This is a genomic window from Bacillus cereus group sp. Bce041 (genome assembly GCF_052646455.1).
The window spans coordinates 57,724-70,263 of sequence record NZ_JBQXON010000014.1 but is presented as its reverse complement, the minus strand read 5'-3'; the positions used below and the strand labels follow the sequence as shown (position 1 = coordinate 70,263).

Here is a 12,540-nt window from a genome sequence, read left to right as displayed (position 1 = left end):
ATAAAAGTAAAAGAGAAAATACCTAGATTTAGCTTTAATTCATTAAAAAATTCGATTTCACTTAAGTAAGTGCCCATTAATCTTGTCTCTAATAGCAATGGCTATAAATTCTTCAATAGAGCTATTTGTTTCATTTGTAATTTCTTTCAAGTATTTGTATTCCTTACTTGTAAGTATGACAGACTTCGTTACTGTATTACTATCCAAATATACGCTATGATTCATTCTTGGAACAATTTTCCCTTCTATTATATAAGGCGTTAACTCCTCAATCCATTCCATTTGAATTCCTGGTGGTAATGTAATTAATGATTGACGAATTTCAAAATACCAAAATGTCTCTTCTTCTAAAATCTTTATATTTCTTGGAGATACGTACTGTAATATATTATCGATTATATGAAAAATGTTGTTTCTTAATTGCGCAGATTTAGGAAAACGAAACTTAACAAACCTTTGATGATGACTTCTAGGTTTATCCGACAGTTTATAAGCGGACTCATATCCTGCTTTTAATGCCTCACTAAGTGTCATATTAGTTCCAAATTCATCAAGAACTATAATATCACCACGTTTTGGAATAGAAATAACACGTGCTAATGTATTGCCTTTTACAAACTTTTGAAATAATACTACATTATATTTCTGCGAAAATGTATATATATGATTAGCTTGTTCTACTTGCTGAACAAGTTCACGAACATCTTCCTCCTTCACAAATTTCGTTTGTCGATTACGATGTTCTATTAAAAAATATACTAACTTTCCTTCTTCTATCCATTTTTCAAGCTGGTTCATACTAATATGATACTCTTTACTTGCTTGGTATAAAGTAATCCCCTCAATTTTACGTTCTTCTTTTACTTTTTCTACTTCTTCTCTACTAAATAAAAAACTACCATCTAAACGCCACGTATCCTTATTGATTGGTGTTAGCTTTCCTTGCTTCATTAAATTATTAAAAATAAAGTGACTTATATCTAAATAATCTTTTACTTCATTTGTAGTCATAGTCATTTCATATGCGCTAATCATTCTAATTCCTCCTCACACTTCGTAATTTACATAATAATATTATGTAAATTAAAATTTATAGTATTTACATTTTAAATAAATTATAACATATATCAATATATACATTGGATTGTAATTTAGAATAATGTTTGATTTAATTTTCTTTTAAAATTATATTTTATTAATGATTAAATTACATGACAAAAATACTGTATTTTAAATTAAATAATAACCATAGAAAATGGGAGATTTTCTATAGTCTTTATTTATTTATAGCTTTGTAAAATTTAATCTTAATATATAATTTAATTTCTAATTGATTACGTTATAATATTTAATATAAAAGAAATTTATAAAGGAATGAATAACATTGAAATTTGAAATAGATCTTATTCATAGTAATACTTCTTTAGATAACATAGAGCAACAAAAACAAAATTTTACAAATCTAATTACATTATGGAATCCTGATTATATAAATGAAGCGGAATTAAAAAAGGAAAATAACGAAAGAGAAGATTCATATACATATGAAGGATTTTCAGATGAAGAAATACTGTACTACTACTTGAATCGACAAACACATTTTGACCAAGAAAAACGAATCAAGGATGCATCAACAATTCTATATGCACGTGATTTAAGTCAGTTTTATTTCTTTATTAGACAAAGTGAGGAATTTCTACAGAAAGATGTAAAGGATTATAAATTTGGTCAAGTATGGAGAAATCTTAGGAAACGGCATATCCGTAATTATCAAAAATGGTTATCTCAAGAGGCAACCTCCTATCAGTCAAAAGATAAATACAAGCCATCTACAGTTAGTAGAAAGCTTGGTGTTATTCGTTCATATTTGAAATGGCTATATGAAATCCAATATATTCAGGATCCTCTACATGTTGAGATACTAAGTACAACTGTAAATAAACAACATAAACCTAAACGGGAGTTATCATATGAGGAAGTAAAACAATTGCTTCATTACTACAAGGATAATGAAATCAATTACGCTTTATTGTCAGTTCTAGCTACCACAGGGTTACGTGTTGCAGAAGTCGCACATGCAAAGTGGGAAGATCTTGAGTATGATACTATACGAGGACGATATTATTTAAAGGTTGATACAAAGGGAGATAATGAGCGGATTGTTTCCATTAATAAGGAGATTTTCAATCGGATTGTCGCATTTCGAATGCGGAGAAGATTACCTATAGACATTGGAAATAGAAATGGTGGAACAGTATTTCAAACTAAAAACCATACTGCTTATAGAGAGAATTATTTGTCACAATATATTTCTAAAATCATTAAGGATACTCAGCTACCCTTTACAGAGAATATGGGAATTACTCCCCACTTCTTTAGACATTTTTATGTACAGTACTTATATGATTACAAAGGATTACCACCTCATATTATCGCAGCTGCAGTAGGTCATAAAAATGATCGTACTACTAAAGAAAATTATTTGAATCAGAGATTGACGAAAGATAATGATGCCGGTAATTTAATTTTGGAAGATGAATTTTAAATTGAACCTCTATTAAATAAATATTAAAGCGATTCAATAACACCACTTCTAGTTATGTATTTTTTACATAACTAGAATCGATTTATTGTCTGTTTATTTTTATTTATTCACATAAATGTTCATTAGTAATTCGCCAAGTATCCCTATAAATAGGTTGTATTTTGGGTAATTTAGTATACCCTTTTATAAAATAATTAGAAAAATTCTCACCAGAATTTTTCATAATTTAAAACTTGATTTCATTTAGAAGTGTTAATTTATTAGTTGTAAATAATATATAATTCAATTTTTTTGTTCTAATAAAGATTGCTTCTGAATTTTTGAATTTATTACCAATTTCTACTGCTTTGTCAGTATTTTTTAACGTATTATTTTTATTAACCTCAATTATATCTTTTAATGGAATATTAATTGTTGCGCCTTGCCATGTAATGGCTATTTTTTCGATTGATTTTATAATTTCTATTTCTTTCATATTACTAGTAACTCCCTAATCTATTTGTATTTATCTATATAATAGAGTATGTATTTAGAATAGAAACCAGCCAATTTCATATATATTCACTCAGCCATTGTGTAAATAGGTAATACTAGTACAAAGATTTTTAGATTTAGTTACAACCTAGGGCTAATTTGCAAATTTTTTTGAGTTGAGTCTTCCAATAATCTAAATTATGATGGTATTATTCATAATATTAAATGCTATGAAAATATAAATAAATTCAGCATATCTCAAGTCCGGAAAACATATGGAGCTATGAAAATGAATTGAAGTGGCTTTAGCATTGCTTAAAACCTATAAGATTATTTGTTAATAGTTAAAAAATGACCTTATAGGTGAGGATAGATAAAAGTATCTTATCCATATGTGAAAAATACAAAGGAATGGTGCTAATGAGAAATAAAACCAGATATCAAACATGGATTCGAATGAAAAAACTGATTGTATTTTTGATAAGCTCAATAATTCTTCTATTAATAACATTATTGCCTATTACTTTCTATCTGCGAATTCTATCAGGAGCTATAGCGATACCTTTTATTTATATAACGTTTATACTTTCTTATTCTACATACCAATTCGCAGCATTCGGAGAGGATTACCAATCAAAAATACATGATTTAATTGTTAAAAAAGTGATTTGGGATGGAAAAGGAAAAATATTAGATATAGGAACAGGTAGTGGGTCATTGATTATTAAGCTTGCAATAGCTTTTCCTCAATCTTTTTTAACTGGAATTGATTATTGGGGGAAGAATTGGGAATACTCACAGGATCAATGCCAACAGAATGCTAAAATAGAAGGTGTATCTGATAGGGTTAATTTTTTAAAAGCAAGTGCCGCTGCGCTCCCTTTGCAGGATGATGCATTTGATATAGTTGTAAGTTGCCTAACATTTCATGAAGTGAAAGATACAAACAATAAAATAGAATTAATTAAAGAGGCTATAAGAGTATTAAAACCTGGTGGTGAATTTATCTTCTTAGATTTATTTATGGATGAAAAAATATTTGGGGATACAGAAGAGTTATTATATAACCTAGAGAAACTCGATATATCTAAATTGAATAGCTACAAGCTTGCTGAAGAAATGAAATTACCAAAGCTTTTATTAAATAAAAAAGTATTAGGAAATGCAATGATTTTGAGTGGCAAAAAGTAAAAGGGTATTAATTGCTTACGAAAGTATTGAAGAGTTTTCTAAATAAGGGTACTAACTTTATTTAACAAAGTGATGTAACTCTATGTATTTTTATTAGCGAGTGGACGTAGACCTATTTAAGCATTTAGTGTGTTTGGTAATCAAATATGAATTTTTCAAACGTAACGTAGTGAAGCACTTTATATTAGGGGTAGCACCACATAGCTATCAAGCTAAGATTATGTAAAATCAATTTCAGGTGAGAAGGTTTTGAAAAAGCTGATTTTGTATTAAATAAACCAAAAGATATTTTGAATTTACTTTAACCAAGCTCGTGTCTAATAAAGAAATTAAGTTACTCACTAAAAAGTCGATTTCTTAACGTACAGGAAATCGACTTTTTATTTATAGGATTAGCGAAAGAAATTTGGTTATTGTTGGCGCTATCTTTCAGTGAAGGTTTTATTGATATTCTAATTTTATTAGCATAAAACACCTTAATTCTAGTTACCTTTATGCTTCTTATTAAAATTCCTGGCAAAGTTTATGGGTTAATAATTAACCTACGGCTAATTTATAGGTAAACTGATAATCAAAGTGTTAGCTTGATGGTAATAAAATAAAAGAACTCTTTTTAAATGTAGTTGGAAATTTAATTAAAAAATATGAGGTTTAATCCATAATAATTACAAATTAATTAATAAGAAAACAAAGAGTGATTCCTCTTTTTATACCGTTTTATTAAACCGGAAAAACTTCAATTTTTGTTGGCTGTGAAAACCTACGTTCTAATTCTCTTTTAATTTTATTAACAGCAAAAACTTCTGAGGATGCATGAACTTTAGCTACCTTTTTTATAGCAGTATTACCCGTGACTAAAATATAACTAACCGAATACGATGAAATCATATATTCACCCTTTCAATGTAACATGTTGTTATAATATATGATCCTTATCTTAACTCTATGAAAGAAATGTAAATTAATATAAAGTTCCCTTTTTAATTCATAGCATATACTTAACTAAATATTAATGAAAAAAGGCCTCTTTTCTCGTTGAAAAGAGGCCTTTTACCGTATCATATTAAGATTTTTCGGGTACTAGTAATAGTAAGTAATGTACTGGGATACAATTTATTTACTATGCAATTAAGTATAGCATGTATATATTATAAAAGGCTGTGTCGAATTTACGAATAAATATAGTATCAAAATACTTATAGCTAACCAAGTACTGAAGTTATACTATTTCCATACTTCTGCAGTTGACTAAAATTTAAATGAAACGTTAAATTGAGACTAATTATCCAATGTTCTTATCTCTTCGGGAGTATCTTTGTGTTTTTTATTTTCTTTCAACAATCTATAAAACTCACTTTTTAATACATTTTTTTCGCGCTCTAGTTTCTTTTGATGCTTAGTCAATTCATTTATACGCTTCGCACTTTCTTTTATTTTTAAATACATGCTCATAATCAACCTCCCAATAAATTATGCTTAAATATATGAGGTTTTTGTAGAAAAAATACGGTGAAATTTTTTCTACAAAGGAAGCTTTTCTCTGGTAGTCATTATAGCCTTGCTATCTGGAGTTTATGTGGAGACATAAAAACTTCATAGGAAAATTATCTTTACTTCATATCAGCTTCAGGTGCATGCGATAGTTTATATGCATAGTAACACTAAAAAGAAAGAGGTAATCAAGATGTCACTTGAAACAAACATTATTCTTTCTTTATTAGATGTACAAGTGTGAATTGCTCATCATCAGGATAATAGTCGCATACAAGTAAAAAAACAAAAATTAAATTCAGCACCGTACTCAAATAAGTACGCAAGTGTAAATAAAGAAAATTAGATATTTATACATATTTTGTATATAAATTAACCGGTTCCTTATATGTTAAGGAACTGGTTGTTGACTTATTAAAAAAGTTATATTTTATTAATTACTTCCTGGGTCTTTAGATTTCACTTCGCCTTCAATACATTCTTTAGTAGTACCGAATCCTGAATTCCCCCTTCAATAAATGAGGATTGTCTTTGCTTCGGGCCAATCTCTTCTTGAAATATATTTACTTGATCTTAGTTAGACTCACTTATATCTTCTTGAATAAAAACATGTGTTACATACCCTATTGAAATACCAATTATAACCGGTATATCGCAAACAACTACCTTAATCCATGTTCTCTTCATTTTCTTCATAGGTGTAAAAAAGTATAAATTGAACTTACAGTTACTTTGAAGTTAAGTCATCCTGTGTTTTCTCTAAAGTAAACACATTCATTTTTCAAGAAATATCTTGTACAACTAAATTCTGTTTTTGTAGATAAACAGCTTTATCTGACTGTTTGGCTACGTCTTGTGAATGAGTTACAACAATAATACATTTATTTTCTTTATGTGCTAACTCTTTAAACAACTCAATAATTTCCATAGACGTTTCTTGATCTAGATTTCCTGTCGGTTCATCTGCAATTAATAAATTTACATTACAAGATAATGCACGAGCGATTGCGACACGTTGTTGTTGCCCACCGCTAAGCTGTAACACATTCCTTTTTGCTTCTATTTCTGTCAATCCTACTTTTTTTAGTAGCTCTAATGCTCTTATCTTTTTATCTTTTACATCGACTCCTGTTATTTCCATTGCTGTTATAACATTTTACAATGCGGTCATATAAGTAATGAGATTATAAGATTGAAAGATAATTGATACATACTGTTTTCGATAGGAGTCGAGACCAATTTTACGTATATCCGTTCCTTTATATAAGACATATCCATTTTTTGGAACATCTAATCCGCTTTCTAAACTAAGAGTTGTTGTTTTTCCTGAACCGGATGGCCCTAAGATAGTATGAAATCTTCCAGTTTGAAAAGAATAATTTACATTTTGTAAGATTGTAGTTCTCTTATTATTACTTTCATAATGATAATTGATATTTTTAAACTGTAAAATTTTCTCCATATAAATTCTCCTTATTCGTCTTTTAATAAAATCTGTTTTGGATTTAAACGAAGAATGGATAATGCCGGAAGAATCGTTCCTAGCATAGCGATTCCTAATCCCATTCCCCCTACTTTTCCTAAATCTTCAGTTGAAATACTTACATCGATATTATCAACCGGATCTACGTCTGCAGCAGGGTTACCACTTAATTTTGCTATAGGATCTTCCGGTTTATCTTCATTCTTTGCTATTTCACTAGATAACAGATTATCACCCACTTTTTGAGAAACTTTCTCTCCTGTTGCTAAAGATAAACCAAAAGCTAATACAGCAATACATAATACCTCAACTAGTAGTTGACCCATTAACTTCCACTTTTTCTCGCCTATAGATAACAAAATTCCCATTTCTTTTCTACGTTCCTTAATAGAGAGCATAATGATTAATCCTAAAATCGTTGCACCTGCAATAGACATCATAATTACAATCATTTTCGAAAAAGATGCAATATTTTCGATTGGACCAATCATCTGTTTATAAACATTATCTTGTGCATCTAATTCATAGTACGCTGGTAACCCCAATTTTTTTGCTTCTTCTTTAAATGCATCAATATCCTTAGGATCCTTTAATGAATAGATTGCATTTTCCAAGGAATTCATAACAGAATACGGTACATATATTTGATTAGCAGGCTCTAATAAAGCAAAAGATTGTCCCCCAAAAGATGGAGCCTCTTCTTTAGACTCATATATACCTATAATTTCTAGCTCTTTCGTGGTAAGTTCCTCATCCATTACTTCACCTATCTGTAATTTATCACCCACTTTTAAATTGTTTTTTTCAGCTAGTTTTTTTTCAATCATAGCAACGTTTTTCCCTACTGTTTTTGACGTAATTCCCTCTCCTTCAACAAGTTTTAATTTTTTGTCTTGAGCAGCTTCTAATAAAGAAAAGTCTCTAACACCCTGTAAGGTGAAATTTAAATTATTATTTGGACCAAATGATTGAGCTCCTCCAGATGGTTCGACATTATGAAGCTCTTTCAGCTCAGCAATAACACTTTTTAGATAATTATAGTGATCTAAATACTTAGAGTTCTTTAATTTATCAGCTTCTTTTTTTCTATACTTGGTACCTTTCTTGCTTCATTAGCATTTTGATTGCTGTTCTGTTCTTCCAAATACTTATTTATATCGATTCTTAAGTTGATATCAGCTCCTAATTGTTGCCTAGCCAAATCTGTTGCCTTACTGGATGCACTTTGAATCGTAAAACCAGCGAATACCAAATTAGTAACAACTAGAAAAATAGCAAGTAATATAAGTGACTTTCCCTTTCTTGATTGTAAACTCAAAAATGATCGTTTGATAAAATTCATGTTCTCTAACCTCCTTGATGCCATAGTATTGTATCCATCTGGAGTTTATATGGGGATTATCTAGAGATATGTGGAGTTTATATGAGTTTCTGGTGCAAAAACTTCAAGATAATTGCAAGTAGCCTTTTAAATTTGGACATATAAACTGTGATTTAGACCATAACCTTGCCAATTTGGCAAATTTCTGCTTACAATGATAAAATTTTAAATCCACCATAAAATCGCTTAATATTATAAAGGCATTAAAAATAAGGTTTTACCAAACTCACTTAATAACACTTAATTATAGGAGCGTTATCGTACATTACACCTTAAAATAACTTGCATAATAACTTATTTTAACTTAACATATTCTTATGGAGGTTACTTATGAATCAAGAAGAACGATTGATACGAGTCTTTAATTATTTAGAAACAAATAAAACTATGAATATAAAAAAAATGTGTGAAATGTTTCATATCTCAAGAGATACTGCAAGAAGAGATATAGTAAAACTTTCAAAAAACAAAGCAATAGTTAGAACTTATGGCGGAGTGGCTTTAGCTACTTTTCATAAGAAAATTGATACTTATCAAGTTAGGTCACAGACTGAATTAGAAACGAAAAAATCAATTGGAATGAAAGCTGCAAATATAATTGCAAACAATGAAATGATTTACTTAGACGTTTCAACAACTGTCAACTTTGTAGCGCAACATTTACGATCAAAGAACGTAACTATTGTGACAAACTCTATTGATACTGCTTATATGTTAGCTCAATCTGAAGATACGACTATTCACCTTTTGGGAGGAACTTTAAATAAGGTTTCTCGACATACTACGGGGACTTCGACCACTGAAAAACTCAAAGATTATCACTTTGACAAGGTATTCATTGGAACCGCAGGTATTACAGAAGACGGGATATACTATGGTTTTGAAGAAGATATTTATTTCAAGCGTGAATTAATAAAACATGCTGATCAAGTTATTTTAGTGGCAGATCACACTAAATGGAATCAGCGACGAAATTATAAGGGGTTAACGCTTGAATCTATAGACACATTCATTACAAATCAAATTATGTCTAGTGATCTATATAACACTTTGAAAGAAAACGGTGTTGAAGTAGTAATTGCAAATGAAGATTAAAAAATCGGGAGGATTTATTTTGATTACATCTCTTGTTTTTGACGTAGACGGCACAATTTTAGATACAGAAAAAGCAATACTAAAATCCTTACAAAAAGTTTTAAAAGAAGAACTAAAGGAAGATTATGCGTTACAGGATTTACGATTTGCATTAGGAATTCCTGGAAAAGAAACCTTAAAAAAATTAAATGTTAAAAATATAGACTTTGTTCATCCAAAATGGGCAAAATCTGTACTAGATTTTTCTCATGAAGTCTCCGTGTTTGAAGAATTAGAAAACATTATTAAAGAGTTATCTTTTAGTAAATTAAAGCTTGGTATTGTTACATCAAAAACTAAGCAAGAATTAATAGACGAGTTCGAGCCATTTGGTCTAAGCGATCATTTTGAACATTTAATTTGTGCGTGTGATACAGATAAACACAAACCACACCCTGAACCATTATTAGCTTGTTTGAAACAACTAGATGTTCCTAATGATGAGTCAGTATACATAGGAGACTCAATATACGATATGAACTGTGCGAAAAGTGCTGGTGTTAAATTCGCACTCGCTTTATGGGGTTCAAAGACAAAAGAAGGTTTTGAGAAAGCTGATTATATATTAAATTCCCCAAAAGATATTTTGGATTTAATTTAATCAAGTTTCTTACTAATAAAGACATTAAGTTACTCACTAAAAAGTCGATTTCTTAGCGTACAGGAAAGCGACTTTTTAGTTATAGGATTAGCGAAAGAAATTCGGTTATTGTTGGTGCTATCTTTCAGTGAAGGCTTTATTGATATTCTAGTTTTTTTAGCATAAAAACACCTTAACTCTAGTTATCTTTATGGTTCTTATTAAAGTTTCGGCAAGTTTATGGGTTAATAATTAACTTACGGCTATTTTATAGGGGTCACCATATATGCGCATCAACTTAAGTAAACAAATCCCATCCCAAAACGATAAAATAAGCTTTTTGAATGCTTTCCAGATCGCTTAGCTGGAGGGTATTTTTTGTTCACATGATTCTTGATATAGGAAAAGAATAAATATGATTTACTTAACATTAGCTCCCATTATCAGCAATTGGATAACTACTTAAAACTGAAAAGGAATTTGCCAATTTTTTTGCAAAACTCAATGGTGGTTCAACAGATTGGATATGAATATACATAATCAATGGTTTCATATACAACCAATGATTATGTAATGCACTAACAATAATCCCTTGTTGAACAATCGATTGCATAAATAAAGGGATTTCTTCTTGTAAAATAGCGATTTCTCCAAAGTTCAATGCATTGCCACTTTGATCTAACGATTCGAAAGATATCCCAACCGGTATCACTGAGGTGCTTGGTCGTCCTTGAACAAACACTTTAATATTACGACGCAAGGAGACAGAACAAACACCCTGATTTAAGTTACTTTTTCCATTAAGAATTTTAGCAAATTGTTCACAAAGGAAATTAAGATTGTTCATAAATCTGATGCCCCTTCCTTATCAGATAAAAGTTACTTCATAAATATTAATACTCGCCCATTAGCTTTTATATAAGTAATTTAATAAAATCTTATTTAGATAATAAAAAAACAATGCATATCATAACCACTTCTCATTTAATTTAAAAACACCAAAAATATATTTTAGGGACGCTCTTAAAATATTAATCCCTGTCGGTACATGATTGTTTTTACGCAAAGATATAACCAGTTTAAAAAGTTATGATTCTCTGGACAAATGAGAATGAAACAGGATTTTGTAGGTAAAAAACATATCCCGATAATTCAAATCAGTTCATATTTATCTAGTTAATACCCTTTAAGGGAATCCAATCTCTTTTTGATACAGAATATTTTATTCGCTTACAAAAAATATTCTGTATCAAAACATTCAACATCATTATATTTCCTCTTTCATTCATGCTATTGAACATAATAAATTCTTTTACAATGATACATACTATCCTTATATAGATTGTTATAATACGAACATGCAATCCCAAAAGGAGGAGCTACTTGTGTCTGAACATATAGAGATTATTTTGAGAACTCTGTTATCTTTCTCAATTTTATTTATTGGAGCTAAAATATTAGGAAAGCAAATTATCGCTGAAATGAATACCTTTGATTTTATTGGTGCTATCTCTATCGGAAGTATTATTGCAAATTTGGCATTTAATTTAAATGTAAAAACTCATCATGCAGTTATCGCTTTTCTTATTTTAGTATTTATCATTTTAATGGTTAGTTATATATCCATGAAAAGTCGGATAGGCAGAAAAGTATTTGCTGGAAATCCAACAGTTATTATGGAAAACGGAAAAATTTTAGAAAATAACATGCGAAAAATGCGCTATTCTCTAGATTATTTAAACCAACAATTAAGAGAGAATGGTATTTTTAACATTGAAGAAGTTCTTTATGTCCTAGTTGAAACAAATGGTAAAATATCTGTTTTGAAAAAACCTGAATATCGTAATGTTACAAAACAAGATTTAAATATACCAACGAAAAAAGAGTGTACACTCCCCATTGAGCTAATTATGGATGGAGAAATTATGACAGAAAACCTGAGACAAAACAATCAGACGGAGTTAGAATTACAATGTGAACTAAAAAAACGTAACCTTCGCTACAATGATGTTACGTATGCTGTACTTGCTTTAAATGGAAATATCTACATTGATACATATAAAGATAACATTACTTCTCCAATGGACCAAGAATAGGCTATTTCTTTTAAAAACACATGTGAACATATATTTAGCCTATCTCGGAGGAACAAAATCTTCCCATAACAAATTTTTTCTCTCTACAGTTATTTATGTAAACGCCATTGACTAATTTGTTTATAGACAATGCCATTCAACCAAAATAAAAAGGCCTAGATTGAT

9 protein-coding genes and 3 pseudogenes are annotated in these 12,540 nt (G+C 29.6%); 5 read left to right on the top strand and 7 right to left on the bottom strand.

What is annotated here, in order from left to right:
- Nucleotides 1–57: 57 nt before the first annotated feature.
- A complete protein-coding gene (locus ACUN13_RS26975) occupies nucleotides 58–1,035 on the bottom strand; it encodes a DNA-binding protein (protein ID WP_086422568.1) in 978 nt (325 codons plus the stop codon).
- A gap of 349 nt (nucleotides 1,036–1,384) precedes the next feature.
- Between ACUN13_RS26975 and ACUN13_RS26970 the strand changes: the two genes are divergently transcribed.
- On the top strand, nucleotides 1,385–2,545 hold the full coding sequence (locus tag ACUN13_RS26970; protein ID WP_400154882.1) for a tyrosine-type recombinase/integrase: 1,161 nt from the start codon (nucleotides 1,385–1,387) through the stop codon (nucleotides 2,543–2,545).
- Between the two features lie 226 nt (nucleotides 2,546–2,771).
- On the opposite strand, the gene ACUN13_RS26965 is transcribed toward ACUN13_RS26970, so the two are convergent.
- On the bottom strand, nucleotides 2,772–3,020 hold the full coding sequence (locus tag ACUN13_RS26965) for a SunI/YnzG family protein (protein WP_000658334.1): 249 nt from the start codon (nucleotides 3,018–3,020) through the stop codon (nucleotides 2,772–2,774).
- Nucleotides 3,021–3,439: 419 nt separating this feature from the next.
- Between ACUN13_RS26965 and ACUN13_RS26960 the strand changes: the two genes are divergently transcribed.
- Complete coding sequence (locus ACUN13_RS26960) at nucleotides 3,440–4,210, top strand: class I SAM-dependent methyltransferase (RefSeq protein ID WP_173600985.1); 771 nt, start codon at nucleotides 3,440–3,442, stop codon at nucleotides 4,208–4,210.
- Between the two features lie 1,278 nt (nucleotides 4,211–5,488).
- Here the strand turns inward: ACUN13_RS26960 and ACUN13_RS26955 are convergent.
- The 4 genes and pseudogenes from ACUN13_RS26955 to ACUN13_RS26940 all read right to left on the bottom strand — a co-directional run bounded on the left by ACUN13_RS26955 (nucleotide 5,489) and on the right by ACUN13_RS26940 (nucleotide 8,526).
- Nucleotides 5,489–5,662, bottom strand: a complete 174-nt coding sequence (locus ACUN13_RS26955) for a hypothetical protein (RefSeq protein ID WP_322371575.1) — start codon at nucleotides 5,660–5,662, stop codon at nucleotides 5,489–5,491.
- Nucleotides 5,663–6,134: 472 nt separating this feature from the next.
- Nucleotides 6,135–6,388, bottom strand: a pseudogene (locus tag ACUN13_RS26950) (hypothetical protein).
- 94 nt (nucleotides 6,389–6,482) lie between these two features.
- Nucleotides 6,483–7,163 (bottom strand): annotated as a pseudogene (locus tag ACUN13_RS26945) (ABC transporter ATP-binding protein).
- An 11-nt stretch (nucleotides 7,164–7,174) separates the two neighbouring features.
- Nucleotides 7,175–8,526: pseudogene (locus ACUN13_RS26940) on the bottom strand (ABC transporter permease).
- 369 nt (nucleotides 8,527–8,895) lie between these two features.
- Between ACUN13_RS26940 and ACUN13_RS26935 the strand changes: the two are divergent.
- A complete protein-coding gene (locus ACUN13_RS26935) occupies nucleotides 8,896–9,660 on the top strand; it encodes a DeoR/GlpR family DNA-binding transcription regulator (protein ID WP_341723376.1) in 765 nt (254 codons plus the stop codon).
- Nucleotides 9,661–9,679: 19 nt separating this feature from the next.
- Nucleotides 9,680–10,300, top strand: a complete 621-nt coding sequence (locus ACUN13_RS26930) for an HAD family hydrolase (protein ID WP_341723408.1) — start codon at nucleotides 9,680–9,682, stop codon at nucleotides 10,298–10,300.
- 409 nt (nucleotides 10,301–10,709) lie between these two features.
- On the opposite strand, the gene ACUN13_RS26925 is transcribed toward ACUN13_RS26930, so the two are convergent.
- Nucleotides 10,710–11,126, bottom strand: a complete 417-nt coding sequence (locus tag ACUN13_RS26925) for a DUF1259 domain-containing protein (protein WP_001061496.1) — start codon at nucleotides 11,124–11,126, stop codon at nucleotides 10,710–10,712.
- Nucleotides 11,127–11,664: 538 nt separating this feature from the next.
- Here ACUN13_RS26925 and ACUN13_RS26920 point away from each other — a divergent pair.
- A complete protein-coding gene (locus ACUN13_RS26920; RefSeq protein WP_445424039.1) occupies nucleotides 11,665–12,375 on the top strand; it encodes a DUF421 domain-containing protein in 711 nt (236 codons plus the stop codon).
- The last annotated feature ends 165 nt before the right edge of the window (nucleotides 12,376–12,540 follow it).

Excerpts from the sequence above, each read along its gene's own strand:
- ACUN13_RS26935 (WP_341723376.1), top strand. The coding sequence starts at position 8,896 with ATGAATCAAGAAGAACGATTGATACGAGTCTTTAATTATTTAGAAACA.
- ACUN13_RS26925 (WP_001061496.1), bottom strand. The coding sequence starts at position 11,126 with ATGAACAATCTTAATTTCCTTTGTGAACAATTTGCTAAAATTCTTAAT.
- ACUN13_RS26955 (WP_322371575.1), bottom strand. The coding sequence starts at position 5,662 with ATGAGCATGTATTTAAAAATAAAAGAAAGTGCGAAGCGTATAAATGAA.
- ACUN13_RS26965 (WP_000658334.1), bottom strand. The coding sequence starts at position 3,020 with ATGAAAGAAATAGAAATTATAAAATCAATCGAAAAAATAGCCATTACA.
- ACUN13_RS26975 (WP_086422568.1), bottom strand. The coding sequence starts at position 1,035 with ATGATTAGCGCATATGAAATGACTATGACTACAAATGAAGTAAAAGAT.
- ACUN13_RS26960 (WP_173600985.1), top strand. The coding sequence starts at position 3,440 with ATGAGAAATAAAACCAGATATCAAACATGGATTCGAATGAAAAAACTG.